Source organism: Massilia sp. TWP1-3-3 (genome assembly GCF_049897805.1).
In the GTDB taxonomy this organism is placed as follows: domain Bacteria; phylum Pseudomonadota; class Gammaproteobacteria; order Burkholderiales; family Burkholderiaceae_D; genus Telluria_A.
In genome coordinates this window covers 108,836-125,471 of record NZ_JAFCWX010000005.1, presented here as the reverse complement: position 1 = coordinate 125,471, position 16,636 = coordinate 108,836, and the positions used below count along the sequence as shown (strand labels likewise).

At 63.2% G+C, this 16,636-nt stretch carries 16 protein-coding genes; 11 read left to right on the top strand and 5 right to left on the bottom strand.

Features of this window, described 5'->3' with window-relative positions; all coding sequences use genetic code 11:
- The first annotated feature begins 42 nt into the window (after nt 1–42).
- The 7 genes from rpsA (at nt 43) to cysM (ending at nt 6,228) form a co-directional block, all read left to right on the top strand.
- On the top strand, nt 43–1,725 hold the full coding sequence (gene rpsA / locus ACP7D4_RS06625) for a 30S ribosomal protein S1 (RefSeq protein WP_426100565.1): 1,683 nt from the start codon (nt 43–45) through the stop codon (nt 1,723–1,725).
- Nucleotides 1,726–1,755: 30 nt separating this feature from the next.
- Complete coding sequence (locus ACP7D4_RS06620) at nt 1,756–2,061, top strand: integration host factor subunit beta (RefSeq protein ID WP_072787195.1); 306 nt, start codon at nt 1,756–1,758, stop codon at nt 2,059–2,061.
- Nucleotides 2,062–2,227: 166 nt separating this feature from the next.
- Entirely contained in the window at nt 2,228–2,539 is a 312-nt protein-coding gene (locus ACP7D4_RS06615) for a LapA family protein (protein WP_426100567.1), read from the top strand.
- A gap of 24 nt (nt 2,540–2,563) precedes the next feature.
- Complete coding sequence (gene lapB, locus ACP7D4_RS06610) at nt 2,564–3,739, top strand: lipopolysaccharide assembly protein LapB (RefSeq protein ID WP_426100569.1); 1,176 nt, start codon at nt 2,564–2,566, stop codon at nt 3,737–3,739.
- 2 nt (nt 3,740–3,741) lie between these two features.
- The gene (gene rfaE1, locus ACP7D4_RS06605; protein ID WP_426208283.1) at nt 3,742–4,707 is read left to right on the top strand and encodes a D-glycero-beta-D-manno-heptose-7-phosphate kinase; all 966 of its coding nucleotides are present in this window, start codon (nt 3,742–3,744) and stop codon (nt 4,705–4,707) included.
- Nucleotides 4,708–4,826: 119 nt separating this feature from the next.
- Entirely contained in the window at nt 4,827–5,177 is a 351-nt protein-coding gene (locus ACP7D4_RS06600) for a ComEA family DNA-binding protein (protein WP_426100571.1), read from the top strand.
- A 148-nt stretch (nt 5,178–5,325) separates the two neighbouring features.
- Nucleotides 5,326–6,228, top strand: coding sequence for a cysteine synthase CysM (gene cysM / locus ACP7D4_RS06595; protein WP_426100573.1), 903 nt, complete (start codon nt 5,326–5,328; stop codon nt 6,226–6,228).
- A 99-nt stretch (nt 6,229–6,327) separates the two neighbouring features.
- Here cysM and ACP7D4_RS06590 read toward each other — a convergent pair whose 3' ends face one another.
- The 5 genes from ACP7D4_RS06590 to ACP7D4_RS06570 all read right to left on the bottom strand — a co-directional run bounded on the left by ACP7D4_RS06590 (nt 6,328) and on the right by ACP7D4_RS06570 (nt 12,233).
- Complete coding sequence (locus ACP7D4_RS06590) at nt 6,328–6,657, bottom strand: hypothetical protein (protein ID WP_099788908.1); 330 nt, start codon at nt 6,655–6,657, stop codon at nt 6,328–6,330.
- 466 nt (nt 6,658–7,123) lie between these two features.
- Nucleotides 7,124–8,308, bottom strand: a complete 1,185-nt coding sequence (mltB, locus tag ACP7D4_RS06585) for a lytic murein transglycosylase B (protein WP_426208281.1) — start codon at nt 8,306–8,308, stop codon at nt 7,124–7,126.
- Entirely contained in the window at nt 8,305–10,293 is a 1,989-nt protein-coding gene (locus ACP7D4_RS06580; RefSeq protein ID WP_426208279.1) for a transglutaminase TgpA family protein, read from the bottom strand. Before ACP7D4_RS06580 ends, mltB begins: the two co-directional genes overlap by 4 nt.
- Nucleotides 10,290–11,285, bottom strand: coding sequence for a DUF58 domain-containing protein (locus ACP7D4_RS06575; protein ID WP_426208278.1), 996 nt, complete (start codon nt 11,283–11,285; stop codon nt 10,290–10,292). Before ACP7D4_RS06575 ends, ACP7D4_RS06580 begins: the two co-directional genes overlap by 4 nt.
- Before the next feature lie 27 nt (nt 11,286–11,312).
- On the bottom strand, nt 11,313–12,233 hold the full coding sequence (locus ACP7D4_RS06570) for an AAA family ATPase (protein WP_426100581.1): 921 nt from the start codon (nt 12,231–12,233) through the stop codon (nt 11,313–11,315).
- Between the two features lie 162 nt (nt 12,234–12,395).
- On the opposite strand from ACP7D4_RS06570, the gene ACP7D4_RS06565 reads away from it, so the two are divergent.
- The 4 genes from ACP7D4_RS06565 to ylqF all read left to right on the top strand — a co-directional run bounded on the left by ACP7D4_RS06565 (nt 12,396) and on the right by ylqF (nt 16,573).
- The gene (locus ACP7D4_RS06565; RefSeq protein ID WP_426100583.1) at nt 12,396–13,328 is read left to right on the top strand and encodes a histone deacetylase family protein; all 933 of its coding nucleotides are present in this window, start codon (nt 12,396–12,398) and stop codon (nt 13,326–13,328) included.
- Between the two features lie 159 nt (nt 13,329–13,487).
- Nucleotides 13,488–14,375 carry a hypothetical protein gene (locus ACP7D4_RS06560; protein WP_426208277.1) on the top strand — a complete coding sequence of 296 codons (888 nt, stop codon included), beginning with the start codon at nt 13,488–13,490 and terminating at the stop codon, nt 14,373–14,375.
- Nucleotides 14,365–15,582: a choice-of-anchor X domain-containing protein gene (locus ACP7D4_RS06555; RefSeq protein WP_426208275.1), complete on the top strand. Its 1,218-nt coding sequence runs from the start codon at nt 14,365–14,367 to the stop codon at nt 15,580–15,582. Before ACP7D4_RS06560 ends, ACP7D4_RS06555 begins: the two co-directional genes overlap by 11 nt.
- A gap of 43 nt (nt 15,583–15,625) precedes the next feature.
- Nucleotides 15,626–16,573 carry a ribosome biogenesis GTPase YlqF gene (ylqF, locus tag ACP7D4_RS06550; RefSeq protein WP_426100589.1) on the top strand — a complete coding sequence of 316 codons (948 nt, stop codon included), beginning with the start codon at nt 15,626–15,628 and terminating at the stop codon, nt 16,571–16,573.
- The last annotated feature ends 63 nt before the right edge of the window (nt 16,574–16,636 follow it).

Genomic DNA, 16,636 nt, shown 5'->3' with positions numbered 1-16,636 from the left:
CGTGTAAATCATATGTCAACAGCAACAACTGAAGTAAGCGGTATGGAAAGTTTTGCAGCCCTGTTTGAGGAATCGTTGTCGCGTCAAGATATGCGCTCCGGTGAAGTCATCTCCGCTGAAGTCGTGCGCCTCGACCACAATTTCGTGATCGTCAACGCTGGCCTGAAGTCGGAAGCTTTTATTCCTATCGAAGAATTCAAGAACGACCAGGGCGAACTGGAAGTTCAAGTCGGCGATTTCGTTTCCGTAGCGATTGAGTCGCTGGAAAACGGCTTCGGCGATACCATCCTGTCGCGCGACAAGGCCAAGCGCCTCGCATCGTGGCTGGCACTGGAAAAAGCCATGGAATCGGGCGAAATCGTCATCGGTACCGTCAATGGCAAAGTCAAGGGCGGCCTGACCGTTTTGACCAACGGCATTCGCGCGTTCCTGCCAGGTTCCCTGGTCGATACCCGCCCTGTCAAGGACACCACCCCGTTCGAAGGCAAGACGCTCGAATTCAAGGTCATCAAGCTCGACCGCAAGCGTAACAACGTCGTTCTGTCGCGCCGCGCCGTGATCGAAGCTTCGATGGGCGAAGAGCGCCAGAAGCTGATGGAAACGCTCAAAGAAGGTACGGTTGTTACCGGTATCGTCAAAAATATCACCGACTACGGCGCGTTCGTGGATCTGGGCGGTATCGATGGCTTGCTGCACATCACCGACCTGGCATGGCGCCGTGTACGTCACCCGTCGGAAGTGTTGACGGTTGGCCAGGAAATCACCGCCAAGGTCTTGAAGTACGATCAGGAAAAGAACCGCGTGTCGCTGGGCGTCAAGCAACTGGGCGACGATCCTTGGACCGGTCTGTCCCGTCGTTACCCACAGAGCACCCGCCTGTTCGGTAAAGTCACGAACCTCACCGACTACGGCGCATTCGTTGAAGTCGAGCAGGGTATCGAAGGCCTGGTCCACGTTTCCGAAATGGACTGGACCAACAAGAACGTGGCGCCAAACAAAGTTGTCCAGCTGGGCGACGAAGTGGAAGTCATGGTTCTCGAGATCGACGAAGAGCGCCGCCGTATTTCGCTGGGCATGAAGCAGTGCAAAGCCAATCCGTGGGATGACTTCGGCGTTACCCATAAAAAGGGCGACAAAGTCCGTGGCGCAATCAAGTCGATCACCGACTTCGGCGTGTTCATTGGCCTGGCCGGCAACATCGACGGTCTGGTGCACCTGTCCGACCTGTCCTGGACCGAAACGGGCGAAGAAGCAGTGCGCCGTTTCAAGAAAGGCGACGAACTGGAAGCCATCGTGCTGGCCATCGACGTCGAGCGCGAGCGCGTTTCCCTGGGCGTCAAGCAGCTCGAAGGCGACCCGTTCAACAACTTCGCGGCAATGAACGACAAAGGCTCCCTGGTAACGGGTACGGTCAAGTCGGTCGAGCCTAAAGGCGCTGTCATTGGCCTGTCCGAAGAAGTCGAAGGCTACCTGCGCGCTTCCGAAATCTCGCGTGACCGTGTTGAAGATGCTGGCACCCACCTGAAGGTTGGCGACAGCGTTGAAGCACTGGTGATCAACATTGACCGCAAGGCTCGCAGCATCCAGCTGTCGATCAAGGCGAAAGACAATGTCGAGACCCAGGAAGCGATGCAGAAAATGGCGTCGACCTCGGACAGCAATGCCGCTTCGGGCACCACCAGCCTGGGCGCACTGCTCAAAGCTAAGTTCGACAACAAGAACTAAGTGCAGCACTGAGATCGGGAGCCTTGCCAGATGACGAAGTCCGAACTGATCAACCGCCTCGCTGAGCGTTATTCTCAGCTGGTGGCCAAGGATGCGGAATATGCTGTCAAGACCATTCTTGATGCAATGACCAATGCTTTATCGACTGGCCAGCGCATCGAGATCCGTGGTTTTGGGAGTTTCGCCCTGAACAGCCGGCCGCCCCGCATTGGGCGCAATCCCAAGTCCGGCGACAAGGTGATGGTGCCTGAAAAACGGGTGCCCCACTTCAAGCCGGGCAAGCAATTGCGCGAGCGGGTCGACGCGATGGTCGGGCAACCGATTATCGAGGACTGAGTCGTTTGGCGACTTCCAGAGACGGCATCTTCGGGTGCCGTTTTTTTATGCCTGCGCGACCCCCACATCGTCCTCGCGTGCGCGAGGACGATGTGGGGGTAATTTAGTGCCTATCTATTTGGTGTAATATGCAAGCCTCACGATCACTTTACCCCGGGCAGTTCTGATGAAATTCGTTTCCTCCATCGTCGGCGTCATTCTGTTCATCCTGTTTTTCGGCTTCGCGATGAAAAACGACCATCCGGTCGACCTGAATTTCTTCCTCGGCTATGAATTGCGCGGGCCTTTGGTGTTGATGCTGCTCGCGTTTTTTGTCGCCGGCGCCGCGTTCGGCATCCTGGCCGTCACGCCCACCGTCTTTCGTCACCGCCGCGAAACCAGCAAGCATAAGACCACGATCCAGGCGCTGCAAAGCGTCGCCCGTACCGGCCCCACCCAGCCCGCGCCGGACAGTGTGAATACCCACATCGCGCCATAACAATACTAAGAACAAAAGAACCGCATGGAATTTGAAACCTGGATGCTGATCGGCATCCCCCTGTTTTTCGCAATGGGCTGGATCACCGCGCGCGTCGATATCCGCCAATTGCTGTCGGAATCGCGCACGCTGCCGCGCGGCTACTTCAAGGGCTTGAACTTCCTGCTCAACGAGCAGCCCGACAAGGCGATCGATGCCTTTATCGAAATCGTCAAGCTGGACCCGGAAACGGCCGATATGCACTTTGCGCTCGGCAACCTGTTTCGCCGCCGCGGCGAAATCGAGCGCGCCATCCGCGTCCACCAGAACTTGCTGGCCCGGCCCGATTTGCCAAGCGAACAGCGGGCCCAGGCCAAGTACGAACTGGGCATGGATTACCTGAAAGCGGGTTTGCTCGACCGCGCCGAGGAAACGTTCAACCAGCTGGTCGAGACGCCGTATTCGGTGCAAGCGCGGCGCTCGCTGCTGGAAATTTTCCAGCGTGAAAAGGAGTGGACGCGCGCCATTGAAGCTGCCATCGGCCTGCAAGAGTCCGGCGCCGGCGCGCGCCAAAAGGAAATCGCCCAGTTCTACTGCGAACTGGCCCAGGACGCGCTGGTGCACCTGCACACGGCCGACGCCCTGGCCCTGCTCGAGAAGGCGGTCCACACCGACCGCAAGAACGTGCGCGCCACCTTGCTCATCGGCGACGCCCAGCTGGTCAGTGGCGACGTCGAAGGCGCCTTGATGACGTGGCGCCGGGTCGAGCAGCAAAGCGTGCCGCACGTGGCGCTGGTGGCGGCGCGCCTGATGGATGGCTACCGCAAGGTCGGCCGTCCCCAGGAAGGGGTCAACCTGCTGCGCGCCTACCTGGCCGAAGCCTCCTCGATCGACCTGATCGAAGTCGTGTTCAAGGCTGTTATCGAGCTGGACGGCGTGGATGCGGCCAAGGAACTGGTGGTGGACGAACTGCGACGCAATCCAACGCTGCTGGGCCTGGACAAGCTGCTCGAGGCGCGCCTGATGGACGCGCCCGCCAATATCTGGGAAGAGTTGTCGATGGTGAAAAACCTGATCCACGGCTACACCCAGAAGCTGGCGCGCTACCGCTGCAGCCACTGCGGCTTCAAGGCGCGCCAGTTCTACTGGCAGTGTCCCGGTTGCAGCAACTGGGAAACCTACCCGCCGCGCCGTACCGAAGAACTTAACGTGATGAATTAATGATGATCAGCCGCTTCCTTACTGCCGACAGCTACCCGCCGATTGCCGCGCCCGACCTGGGCGCCGTGCGCATTTTGGTGGTGGGCGACGTCATGCTCGACCGCTACTGGTTCGGCGACGTCAGCCGTATTTCGCCGGAAGCGCCGGTGCCCATCGTGCGCATTGAGCGGCGCGAAGAGCGCCTGGGGGGCGCCGCCAACGTGGCGCGCAATGCGGCCGCGCTGGGCGCCCACTGCGGCTTGCTGGGGGTGGTGGGGGCCGACGAAGCGGGCGCCCAGGTGGCGCAGTTGCTGCAAGAGTCTGGGATCCACAGCTATCTGCAGCGCGATGAAGCCATTTCCACCATCATCAAGCTGCGCGTGATCGGGCGCCAGCAACAGTTGCTGCGCATCGATTTCGAGGATGCGCCGACCGACACCGTGCTGCGCGACAAGCTCACCCAATTTAACGCCTTGCTGCCCGACTATGACGTGATCATTCTGTCGGACTACAACAAGGGCAGCCTGGTCAACGTGGCGCCGATGATCGCGGCCGGCCGCGCGGCGGGTAAGATCGTCATGGTCGACCCCAAGGGCGACGATTTTTCGCCATATGCGGGCGCCACCGTGCTCACGCCAAATAAATCCGAACTGAAACGCATCGTGGGCAGCTGGCACAGCGAAGAGCAGCTCACCAGCAAGGCCCAGGGCTTGCGTGAAGCGCTTGGCCTGGATGCCTTGCTGCTGACCCGTTCCGAAGAAGGCATGAGCTTGTACACGGCATCCGAAGTGCTGCACATGCATGCGGACGCGCGCGAGGTGTATGACGTCTCGGGCGCGGGCGACACGGTGATCGCCACCATGGCCGCCATGCTGGGCGCGGGCATGCCGATGGCCGACGCGATCATGACGGCCAACCGCGCCGGCGGCATCGTGGTTGGCAAGCTGGGCACGGCGACGGTGACGCGCGCGGAGTTGTTCGGCAAGTAGGGTTGACGATATTGATGAGCCTCTATCGTGCGGGTCAACTGCCGGGCGGGGGGAGGGCGTTAGGTACGGGAGGGCGGCATGGGCCGTCCCGTCTCATCATCAATATGGAGAACACCGAGATGATCAAGAAACTGTTGCTTGCAGTTGCCACCATGGTTACCACGATGGGTTTTGCATTCGCCCAGGTCGACGTCAACAAGGCCGACGCAGCCGGACTCGACGCTGTGAAAGGCGTCGGGCCGAGCATGTCGAAGGCCATCCTCGACGAGCGCGCCAAGGGCGAATTCAAGGACTGGCCGGATTTTCAAAAGCGCGTCAAGGGCGTGGGCGAAAAGCGCGCGGCGAAGCTGTCCCAGGCTGGCTTGGTAGTGGCCGGGAAGCCTCTGGACGGCGCCGCGATGGCCAAGCCGGCCGCCGCCGCGAAGACCAAGCCGGCTGAGGCGAAGGGCGCCGCGCCAGCGCGCATGTAAGCATTCCACCCTGCCCGCAGCGCCCACCTGTGGGCTTTTTTTCGCCATCTCCCCCGGGGAGATGTTGTGGGGGCAAGCTGGCCGCTTGCATACGCAGGCCGACGCGGTGGATTAGAATATGGTTTGTTGATACCGTAGAAGAGTTCCCATGCCCTATATGACCCTGGAAGACACGATCGGTAATACGCCGCTCGTGCAATTAGTCCGCTTGCCGGGCGCTGATGCTGTTGCGCGCAATAATATTATTCTCGGCAAGATGGAGGGCGACAATCCGGCCGGCTCGGTCAAGGACCGCGCCGCCATGTCGATGCTCAAACGCGCCGAGGAGCGCGGTCAGATCAAGCCGGGCGATACCTTGATTGAAGCGACCAGCGGCAATACGGGGATCGCGCTGGCCATGGCGGCCGCCATTCGCGGCTACAAGATGCTGCTCTTGATGCCGGAATACTTGTCGATCGAGCGGCGCCAGAGCATGGCCGCGTATGGCGCGCAGATCATCCTCACGCCCAAGTCGGGCGGGATGGAGTATGCGCGCGACATGGCCGAGTCGATGCAGCGCGACGGCAAGGGCATCATCCTCGACCAGTTCGGCAACCCGGATAATCCGCGCGCCCATTATGACGGCACCGGGCCGGAAATCTGGCGCGACACCGGGGGGCGCATTACCCATTTTGTCAGTGCCATGGGCACCACCGGGACCATCATGGGCGTGTCGCAGTATTTGAAGGAGCAAAATGAGGCGGTGCGCATCATCGGCGCGCAGCCGGAGGAAGGCTCGCAGATTCCCGGTATTCGCAAGTGGCCCGAAGCGTATCTGCCCAAGATTTATGACAAGGCGCGCGTGGACCAGATTGAAAGCGTGAGCCAGGCGGCGGCCGAACAGATGGCGCGCAGGCTGGCGGCCGAAGAGGGGATCTTTTGCGGGATTTCAGCTGCCGGGGCGTGCGAGATTGCGCTGAGGATTTCACAGACGGTGGAAAATGCGACGATCGTGTTTATCGTGTGCGACCGCGGCGACCGCTATTTGTCGACCGGGGTGTTTCCGGCCTAGGCTGACCGTTGGCGTAACACCGTAGGGCGGAATGCGCTTCGCTTTTTCGCCCTACGGTGTGATGAATGCGTCACGCGCTGTTCTCGCGCGACGCATTCATCAAGCCTGTGGCTCGCCTTCTTTTGGCTTGAATTGCTTGTCGCTGATGCGAAATTTGTTGCGGCGGTCGCCCATCAAATAACGCAGGTCCCGAATCGACAGGTCGCTTACTTCGTGCATCCGGATTAACAGCGATGCGCCTACCGGCAGGCGGTGGTGGCGAATCTTCGAAATCACCGGTGGCGCCACTTCCAGCGCACGCGACAAGGCGGCATCGTTTTTCAGACGCAGATTCTCGATCAGGGTGTCCAACAATCTGTTGGGGTTGTATTGCAGCAGATCATCGGAATCCGAATCGCTGTTCATATCAATACCGACTTGGTTTGTCATGATGTCGTTACTTCCTATTGTGAGTTGTTTGCTTGGTCGATACACGGACTTCGCTTGTAGCTACAACTATCGCAGTGCGGCTGGCCAAATTTATCCGAGGGAACACTTTTTAAAAACTATACACAATTGTACAACCCTTTTCGAATCTAGTACCCAAAAGCAATAGAAGATTACAAAATGATGGCCACCATGTTGTCTACCCGCAACATGGTTGGTGTGCAATTCTCTCACAAAACCACTGAAAAATTAATTGTTTTTTCAGAAAGTTTAATTGTAGGGCAATTATAGTCTTCGATCCGCACGGTACCGGCAAGTACTGGATGAAAAGCAAGAATAGCAACAGTATGTTGCCACAAAACAGTTTTCCCGGGCGCACGGGCCGTTTCTTCCAATGATACCCCGCGCCAGTATACCCCGCGCTACCGCCTGACATGGCGGGGAAGACTGCCGGACTCGTTACATTTCTTTACAAAGTTTCTCCGGGCATAAGCGCCTGAGCACCCCGCGCGAGCCTGACCGCGCGCCCCAGTTCAAGCACCGACATTGCATAGTAGTAACTGCGATTGTATTGGGTGATAGCAAAAAAATTATCCGTTGCCAAGCAGTATTCTGTCGTTTCGGCCCCGTTTTGCAGGTCGATCAAGCCGTACAGGCGCCCGCCAGGGGGTCTGGGGGCGCTTGCCACGCCGGCGGCGAGCAGTTCGTCGAGCGAAAACTTGGCCGCCAAGCCTTGCCCGATGAAACGCTCCCAGCGCTCGTCGGGCGCCACGTGCGCCGCGTACACGGACGGCCCGCCCAGTGCGCGTTGATAGCCATGCTGCACCAGAAAATTGGCGACACTGCCGATGGCGTCCTGGGCCGAGTTCTGCAAGTTGACGGCGCCGTCCCGGTCGTAATCGACGCCGTACGCGAGCACGCTGCCCGGCATGAACTGCGGCATGCCGATGGCGCCCGCAAACGATCCCAGCAGGCTGAACGGGTCGATCGCGTTCTTGCGCGCCAAGACCAGGGCATTTTCCAGTTCGCCCCGAAAAAACGCCATGCGCGCCGCCTGATTCGGCGCTTCCGGATAGGCAAACGCCAGCGTGGTGAGCACGTCCAGGACGCGGAAGCGCCCCGTGTTGCGTCCATACACGGTTTCGATGCCGATGATGCCGGCAATGATTTCGGCAGGCACGCCGTAGTCGCGTTCGGCCCGCGCCAGCGTGTCGGCGTTGCTGTTCCAAAAGACGACGCCGGCATTGATGCGCACCGGTTCGAGCATCAGCGCGCGCACCGCCGTCATGTTCTTTGGTTTGCCCGCCGGCGCCGGCTTGACCAGCTGCACCGCCGAATCGACGTAACGGATTTGCGCGATCAGCGCGGTCAATTCCTTACGCACAAATCCGTGGCGCAGCGCGATCTCGTCGGCGAACTCGCTGACCGCTTTCCATTCCACGAAATTGACTTGCTCGCCCGCGTAATCAACTTTGCGCGGCGTCGGCTTGGCGATGGTGGGCTTGGGCTTCGGGTTGGCCTTGGCCTTGGCCTTGGCCTTGGCCTTGGCCTTGGCCTTGACCTCGGCCTTGGCTTTGGGGTGGACCGGTGCGGCGTGCAGCGCGCCGCTGGCAGACACGGCCAGCAGCAAAAGCAGGGTGGTGAACAATTTCATCGGGAAGTGCCGAGCAGCCTTTTCATGGTGGTAAGCAGCGCCGCGTCGGGTGCGCGGTCCGCGTATTTGTGCGCGCTGTACAGCGCCAGGAAACGCAGCAATCGCTCTTTCCGGTCCGGCGCAAGGGGCGTCTCGGCCAGCCGCTGCGCCCAGGCGTTCGGCCCTTCGTGCGGCGCGCGCGCCAGACCGATCCGCCCCAGCTGCACATTGAGCGCCGAGTATAGCGCATCGACCGGATCTGCCTGCCTGCGCACGTGCAGCTTGCGCGCAACGACGAGCAGAGCGGCAATCGCCGCCAGCGCCGCCAGGTTGCGCCAGTTGCCCAGCGCCGCCAGCAGCGTGTCGAGCAAGCCCTGGCGCCGCTCGGGGTCGTAATTGAGCACCCACTGGTTCCAGCCATTGTTCATGGCGCTGATTTGATAGCGCAGGCGCCCGATCAGCGAATCGCCGTCCAGCTGCAGGTTGATCAGGCTGCCCAGGCGCGCGATGCCGGACTGCTCGCTTGGGGCCAGCGTGCGCGCCATGCCCCGTTCCACGCGCCCCGGCGCCACCGCCGCGGTCGGGTCGACCCGGACCCAGCCGCTGTTGCGGATCCACACTTCGGCCCAGGCGTGCGCGTCGCTCTGGCGCACCACCGTAAAGCCATCGACCGGGTTGCGCTCGCCACCCTGGTAGCCGGTCACCACGCGCGCCGGCACGTCGGCCGCGCGCATCAGGAACACAAATGCGCTGGCGTAATGCTCGCAAAAGCCTGCTTTCGAACTGTATAAAAAGTCATCCACCGAGTTCGGTCCCAGCTTGGGCGGCTGCAGCGTGTACACGTAGCCGCCGTCGCGAAACTCGCGCAGCACCTGTTCCACCCGGCGCGCCGGGTCCGGCTCGCGCTGCAAGTTGAGGCCGGCCTGCATGGCCAAGGGATTGAAGCCGCGCGGCAGCGCCAGATAGCGCTCGGCCTCGGGCAGGTCAACCCCGGCGTCGAGCTGGTAGGTCGGGTACGACGTGACGTCGTAGCGCAGCCGCTTGTCGATGGGCACGCCGGCGCGCAATTCGACATTCGGCGTGAGGGCCGCCTGTTCGGGCAGTACCGGCACGCTGCCCGGCATGTCGAGCGCGAACAGCCAAGTCCTGCCGTGCGGCTCGAGCGTGACCTGGTAGTCGACGGGGGTGCCGCTAAGCGAGAGCTGGGTCGATTCGCCACGGTGGCGCCGCCTTGCGTGGGTCCAGTTGCGCCCGTCGAAGTCGCCCAGCACGACGGCGCGCCAGTACAGGCCCGACTGGGCCGGCGCGCGCGCCTTGAAGCGCACCCTGAAGGCGATCTCGTCGGACTGGGCCAGATTCGAGATATTGCCCGGACTCATGCTGTCGGACAGGCCCGTGCGGGCGCCCGTGGCGTCGCCGGGCATGCCCCACAGCGGGCCCTGGAGTCGGGGGAACAGGAAGAACAGCGCCAGCGCCAGCGGCGCGGCGAACCCCAAAATCTTGGCGCCCAGCAGCAGGCGGCGCCCCAGCGGCGGCACCACGCCGCTGTACTGGAACGTCAGTTGCGCGCTCAACAGGGCGATAATGGCAAGCACCATCATGACGCCCATGGCGATGCTTTGCGAGTAAAAGAAATTGGTCAGCAGTAGGAAAAAGCAGAGGAAGATGACCACGAACAGGTCGCGCCGGGCGTGCATTTCCAGCATTTTAAAGGCGACCAGCAGCACCGCCATCGCAACGCCCGCTTCGCGCCCCAGCAGCGTCTTGTAGGTCATGAAAATGCCGGCCATGGCCGCGAAGGCGAGCGGCAGCAGCAGCCAGGTGGGCGGCATGCGGATGCCGCGGAACGTGATCAGGCCGCGCCAGGCCAGCGTGGCGGCGCACACCAGCGAGACCCACGGCGGCAGGTGCGCCGCATGGGGCCCCAGCACCAGCAGCGTGGCCGCCAGCAGCAGCAAGGTGTCCGCCTTGTCGCGCGAGAGCTGCAAGGCCAGGCGCGCCATCATGGGCGTTCCTTGCTGCCGTACAGCGCCAGCGCCCGCAGACAGGCCGCCTGGTGCGCCGCGCCCAGTGCCGGGGCGAATGCGTGGCCGTGCAGGCGAAAGCCGTAGGGCAGGGCGCGCTGCTCGGCGTCGAGCACCCAGCGCGTCATGCGCGACAGGCGCAACTCCAGCGCCAGCGTGGCGGGCAAGGCGTCGAAATCGAGCATCAGTTCCTCGATCGCGCCGCCTTCAAAATGCTTGGTCACCAGTTGCCCGCCCAGCGCCGGGTCGAGCCGCGCGATCTGGCGCCACGCCATGTGGCGCAGCGAGTCGCCGGCCTGGTAGCTGCGAATGCCGGCAAAGTCGTCGTGGCCCGCGTGGCCGTGGCCGTCTTCGCTGGCCACGCCCGACATCGGCAGCGGCGGCGCCACCGCTTCGGGAAACGGATAGACCAGCGCGCGCGCGTCCGGCTGCCAGTAGCTCCAGGCGCGAAACAGGCCGAGCGGAAAGCGGGTGGCCAGGCGCACCCGGGGCGCGGCCAGGTAACCGCGCGCCGTGCTGGGCGCCGACAGCAGCAGCGCCGTGCGCTCGCCCGCCGCCACGTCGGCCACGTAGCGCGCCTCGCCGGCCTGCAAAAAATCGGCCCACAGCGCGTAGCGGTCCAGTTTGCTGCGGTTGACGATGGACAGCTCGAACTGCGCCACTTCGCCGGCGAACAGGGGTTGGGCGCGCCCGGGCGCCAGGTGCAGCTGGCCCAGGTTCCGGTAGGTCAGGTACATGTCGACAACGGCGCAGGCGCCCAGCGCGAACACCAGCGCAAAGCCCAGGCTCAGGTTGTAATTGGTGGCGCCGATCAGCAGCACCAGCAGCAGCACGCCAAAGCCCACCCCGGCCCCGGTGGGCAGGATGAACACGCGCCGCTGGTTGAGAAACACTTCGCCCGGCTCGGCGTCGCGCAGCTGGAACAGCCACTGGTCGGCGCGGCGGCGCACGGCCAGGCGAACGGTTGCAAACATGGTGGCAAACACGGGGGCCGCGGGCGCTTAAAGCGGCACCGATTTTTGCAGCTGCAGCACCAGGTCGCGGCTGGCCAGAGCAACGCCGTTGGCCGACTTTAACGCGCGCAAGCGGTGCGCGCAGACCGGCACCAGCACGGCCTGCACGTCTTCCGGCACCACATGGTCGCGCCCCTCGAGCGCGGCCCAGGCGCGCGCGGCCTGCAGCAATGCGATCGCCGCGCGCGGCGACAGGCCTTCGGCAAACAAGCCATTGTGGCGCGACGCTTGCGCCAGCGCCTGCACGTAGTCGATCAGCGCGCTAGAGGCGTGGATCTGGCGCAGCCCTTTTTGCGCCAGCGCCAGTTCTTCCGGCTGCATCGCGGCCGGCAGCGCTTTCAACATGCTGCGCCGGTCTTCGCCCATCAGCAGCGCGCGTTCGGCGGCCGCGTCCGGGTAGCCCAGCGACAGGCACATCAAAAAGCGGTCCAGCTGCGACTCGGGCAGCGCGTAGGTGCCCACCTGGTGCAGGGGATTTTGGGTCGCGATGACGAAAAACGGTTCGGGCAGCGCGCGCGTGACCCCGTCCGCGCTCACTTGCCGCTCTTCCATCGCTTCGAGCAGGCCGGACTGGGTCTTGGGGGTGGCGCGGTTGATCTCGTCGGCCAGCAGCACTTGGGTAAAGATCGGGCCCGGGTGGAACACGAAGCCGTTTTTTTCGCGCTCGTAGACGGAAATGCCGGCCACGTCGGCCGGCAGCAGGTCGCTGGTGAACTGCACCCGGTTGAACTGCAGCCCCAGCGAAATGGCCAGCGCGTGGGCCAGCGTGGTCTTGCCCACGCCCGGCACGTCTTCGATCAAGAGGTGGCCGCCGGCCAACAGGCAGGTGAGCGCCTGGCGTACCTGCAGTTCCTTGCCGACGACGATCTGACTGACCTGGTGTGCTACTGCATGCAATTTTTTGAACATGGGATTGTCTTTATGGGGGCACGGCACGGCGGTTGTCGTTCAGGCATTGTAAAATAGCGCCTATCGGCACCCACCTTATCCGTCATCACGACATGTTTCCCGATTCTATTCGAGAACGGCGCATCCGGTGCAACATTGATGACGGGCGCGACAGAATCGACCATGAGCACAGCCATTTTCAGCCATCCCGAATGCAGCGCCCACGACATGGGCGAGTGGCATCCCGAATCCCCCGCCCGCCTGCAAGCGATTGAAGACCAGCTGATCGCCGCCCGTATTGACGGCCTGGTCGAGCGGCGCACGGCGCCCTCGGCCGAGCTGCCGGCCATCTTGCGCAACCACAGCGCGGCCATGGTGGCGCTGGTGCGCGAGCATACCCCCACGCTGGAAGGGGAGCACTATCCGCTCGACGGCGACACCTTGCTGTGCGCGCACAGCTACCGCGCCGCGCTGCGCGCCGCCGGCGCCGCGCTGGCCGCCACCGACGCCGTCATCGACGGCAGCCTGGCCAACGCCTTTTGCGCCACGCGCCCGCCCGGCCACCATGCGCGGCCCACGCAATCGATGGGTTTTTGTTTATTCAATAACGTGGCCATCGCCGCGCGCCATGCGCTCGACGTCCATGGCCTGGCGCGCGTGGCCATCATCGACTTTGACGTCCACCACGGCAACGGCACCGCCGAATCGTTCCGGGCCGACCCGCGCGTGCTGATGGCCAGCTTTTACCAGCACCCGTTTTATCCGTACAGCGAACCTGAACCGCAGACGGCGACCTGGGTCAATATCCCGGTGCCGGCGCGCAGCACGGGCGAGGTGGTGCGCAAACTGGTCAGCGAGCAGTGGCTGCCGGCGCTGCACGCGTTTGCGCCTAAAATGATCTTTATTTCAGCCGGTTTCGACGCCCACCGGGAGGACGACATCGGCGGCATGGGTCTGGTCGAGGAGGACTACGCGTGGATCACGCGCGCCATCATGCAGGTGGCCCGCGTGCACGCGGGCGGGCGCATTGTCAGCTGCCTGGAAGGGGGCTACAACCTGTCGGCACTGGGGCGCAGCGTCGTCGCGCACGTCAAAGTACTGGCCGAGCTGGATTGATTTTCACGAAATGTAGCGGAAAGTATACACATCGAGTATACGCATCCTGAATATCGGACATACATATTTGACATAACTCAATTACAACGGTAGCCTCATGGCTAACCGTTAGCACGGTCGTACTATTTTTTCCCGCCGCAGTACCTACAGGAGAATTAAATGAGTGGATTCATGCGTAAGTTGATGTCGATGTGCCTGGTTTGTCTGGCAGCAGTGAGCACCCAGGCCAGTGCCGAGAATTATTCCTTGTGGATCAATGGGCGCACCGGCGGCGGCGTGGTGGGCGACTACAACAGCTTTAGCTACTGGGGGCCGGGCGGCACGGCCGCCGGCGTAAATAAAAAGTCGGTCAACTGGGATGGGCGCAGCAGCATCGCTTCGCAAAACAGCAAGATCCGCGACGCGCTCGACTGCTTTTGCACGGGCGCCAACTGGTGCTACGTCGCCACCCACAGCGCCGGCGACCTGATGATGGGCTACACGCTGGCCAATTACGGCGCCTCCTCGCGCATGAAGAAAAACCCGGCCACGGCCAGCGGCGGCGTGTGCGGCAACAGCGACGGCGGCGCGCAGACCGGCTGGAACATCAAGTGGGTGCGCACCGCCTCGGGCGCCGCCGGCGGCACCGAATTGTCCGACGCCGGTTCCTGGACCACCGGCGAGCCGCTGGTGTCGGACCTGAAAACGGCCACCGCGCGCGCCATGTACGACCATAACGTCACGCGCGGCGTGATGTTTTACATGTACGCCGGGGCCAAGGGCACCGCTTACTCGGCCATCCTGCCGGGCCAGGACGATGAAGTGGTTGCCTATCACAGCACCGGTGGCGTGTCCGGCTCCGGCGGCGCCGGCTTTTGCAATCCGAGCGACTGGTTCTGCAACGACCTGACGCTGGGCATCGCGGCCAATGAAGGAGGCAAGGCCAAGTGGACCAACCATTCGGTGGCCTTTCGGGATGACGCCGAAGCGTACAACCACTACGCCAACGGCAACTGGGGCGGCATCGTCGGGGTAGTGCGCAGCGCCATGGTCAACAGTGCCTTCTAAGGCAGTCTTGCTGGGCGGGGCCGCAGCGGCGATCATCGTCGCCACTGCGGCCTGGTGGTCCGGCGCTCAGGATGGCGTCGCCGCCCCGCAGCCTGCGGCGCCGTCCATGCGCGCTGCCGGTCAGCCTGCCATTGACAGCGCAGGCCAAGCCAGCGCGGACACCCCGGTCGCCAAAGCCGAGCGGCGCCGGGCGCTGCTGGCGCAAGTGGCGCTGGCCGACACCACCTACTGCACCTACGCGGGCGACACCAAATATCCCCCCGTCTCGCGTCCGATCAGCGAGCACCCCGACCAGGTCTATCCGAACGCGCCCGTGACCGACGAGCACGCGTTGCGCGGCGCCGACGGCTCGGCCGACGCCGCCGTGCAGATCCAGACCTCGCAGTCGCGCGTGTTCATGGCCTCGGGCGAAACGGTCGCCTTTTCGGTGCGCGCCGTCGACGCCCAGGGCAAGGCGCTATCGCTGGTCATCACGCGCGCCGCCGCCCAGGGCGTCACCTACACGGGCCAGCGCGCCAGCGCCCAGATCGCGCTGGCGTTCGCCGACGATGGCGAGGGCGCCGACGCGGTGGCCGGCGACGGCGCCTTTGCCGGCATCCTGGCGCCGGCCCAGACTGGCCTGGCCAGCTTCAACGGCACCATCCGCACCGAGCTGCGCTACAGCGTGGCCGGCAAGAATGGCTTCGTGCTGTTCGACGTGATTTATACGCCCGAGCTGCCCGCCACCTGGACCGGCCAGGCGCGCGAAGCGGTCGAAGACGGCTCGCTGGTGTACTACCTGAAGGCCAACGTGCTCAAGGCCGGGCGCTACGTGGTGCAGGGCAGGGTGGACGACGCCAAGGGGCGTCCGTTTGCAATCGCCAGCTTCAATGACGTGCTGGCGGCCGGTCCCGCCGAGCTCAAGCTGACCGTGTTCGGCAAACTGTTGCGCGACAAGGAAGCGGCGCTGCCGCTGACGCTGCGCGATGTGGACGGCTACCTGCTCAAGGAAAATGTCGACCCCGACCGCGCGCTGTTGCCGCGCCTGGAAGGCAAGGTGGTGGTTGGCAAGCCGCATCCGCTGGCCGGCTTTTCCGACGCCGAGTGGCACAGCGAAGAGCGCGCGCGCCATCTGGTGGAGTTTGCCAAGGATGTGGCGCTGGCCAAGGCCGCGCTGGGGCAGTTCGATCCGGCGCTGGCGGCGCCAAAAAGCGCCTGCCTGCCATAGCCGCGTAAAATAGCGCCTTGTCCACGCGAATTTGAAAGCAAGCATGTCGATACAATGGTACCCAGGCCACATGAACGCCGCCCGCAAGAAGGCGGCCGAACAGATGGAGAACACCGACCTGGTCATCGAGGTCCTGGACGCCCGCCTGCCCGAGGCGAGCTGCAATCCGATGGTCGAGGAGCTGCGCCTGTTTCGCCAGCGGCCTTGTCTGAAGATCCTCAACAAGGTCGATCTGGCCGATCCGGCCGCCACCGCCGCGTGGAGCGCTTATTACAATCGCCAGGAGGGCGTGACCGCGTATGCGATGACGACCAAAAAACCGGGCGACGTGGCCAAAATTCCCGAGCTGTGCCTGTCGCTCGCGCCGCACCGGGGCGTGCCGACCAAGCCGCTGCGCATCATGATCATGGGTATTCCCAACGTCGGCAAGTCGACCTTGATGAACGCGCTGCTCAAGAAAAAAGTGGCCAAGGTGGGCGATGAGCCGGCCGTGACCAAGATGCAGCAGAAGCTCTATTTGGGCAAGAACATTATTCTGGTCGATACGCCCGGCATGCTGTGGCCCAAGATTGCGCTGGCCAGCGATGGCTTGATGCTCGCCGCCAGTCACGCGATCGGGTCCAATGCGCTGATCGAGGATGAGGTGGCGGTGTTTTTGGCCGAGCAATTGTTGGCCAAGTATCCGCAGTTGTTGACGGCGCGTTATGGGTTCAAGACCGAGGGGCTGGACGGCATTGCGGTCGTCGAGGGCGTGGCCGCGCGCAGGGGGTATCGGCAGAAGGGGGGCGACCTGGATTTTGAAAAGGCGTCCCATATTTTCTTGCAGGATTACCGCACCGGGACGCTGGGGCGGATTAGTTTGGAAACGCCCGAGACGCGCGAGCTGAGGCTGGCCGAGCACGCGGCCGAGATGGCGGCCAAGGCGGCCAAGGCGGCGGAAGCGGCGGCCAAAAAAGCTGCGGATAGCGCCCGGGGCAAACGCGGTACGTGATGGTGTGCCTTGGGCCGTGCCGGCATTCGGGGTTGTTTTAAATGGGTAACGGTGCAGCAGGGT

Excerpts from the sequence above, each read along its gene's own strand:
- rpsA (WP_426100565.1), top strand. The coding sequence starts at position 43 with ATGGAAAGTTTTGCAGCCCTGTTTGAGGAATCGTTGTCGCGTCAAGAT.
- ACP7D4_RS06620 (WP_072787195.1), top strand. The coding sequence starts at position 1,756 with ATGACGAAGTCCGAACTGATCAACCGCCTCGCTGAGCGTTATTCTCAG.
- ACP7D4_RS06615 (WP_426100567.1), top strand. The coding sequence starts at position 2,228 with ATGAAATTCGTTTCCTCCATCGTCGGCGTCATTCTGTTCATCCTGTTT.
- lapB (WP_426100569.1), top strand. The coding sequence starts at position 2,564 with ATGGAATTTGAAACCTGGATGCTGATCGGCATCCCCCTGTTTTTCGCA.
- rfaE1 (WP_426208283.1), top strand. The coding sequence starts at position 3,742 with ATGATCAGCCGCTTCCTTACTGCCGACAGCTACCCGCCGATTGCCGCG.
- ACP7D4_RS06600 (WP_426100571.1), top strand. The coding sequence starts at position 4,827 with ATGATCAAGAAACTGTTGCTTGCAGTTGCCACCATGGTTACCACGATG.
- cysM (WP_426100573.1), top strand. The coding sequence starts at position 5,326 with ATGCCCTATATGACCCTGGAAGACACGATCGGTAATACGCCGCTCGTG.
- ACP7D4_RS06590 (WP_099788908.1), bottom strand. The coding sequence starts at position 6,657 with ATGACAAACCAAGTCGGTATTGATATGAACAGCGATTCGGATTCCGAT.
- mltB (WP_426208281.1), bottom strand. The coding sequence starts at position 8,308 with ATGAAATTGTTCACCACCCTGCTTTTGCTGCTGGCCGTGTCTGCCAGC.
- ACP7D4_RS06580 (WP_426208279.1), bottom strand. The coding sequence starts at position 10,293 with ATGATGGCGCGCCTGGCCTTGCAGCTCTCGCGCGACAAGGCGGACACC.
- ACP7D4_RS06575 (WP_426208278.1), bottom strand. The coding sequence starts at position 11,285 with ATGTTTGCAACCGTTCGCCTGGCCGTGCGCCGCCGCGCCGACCAGTGG.
- ACP7D4_RS06570 (WP_426100581.1), bottom strand. The coding sequence starts at position 12,233 with ATGTTCAAAAAATTGCATGCAGTAGCACACCAGGTCAGTCAGATCGTC.
- ACP7D4_RS06565 (WP_426100583.1), top strand. The coding sequence starts at position 12,396 with ATGAGCACAGCCATTTTCAGCCATCCCGAATGCAGCGCCCACGACATG.
- ACP7D4_RS06560 (WP_426208277.1), top strand. The coding sequence starts at position 13,488 with ATGAGTGGATTCATGCGTAAGTTGATGTCGATGTGCCTGGTTTGTCTG.
- ylqF (WP_426100589.1), top strand. The coding sequence starts at position 15,626 with ATGTCGATACAATGGTACCCAGGCCACATGAACGCCGCCCGCAAGAAG.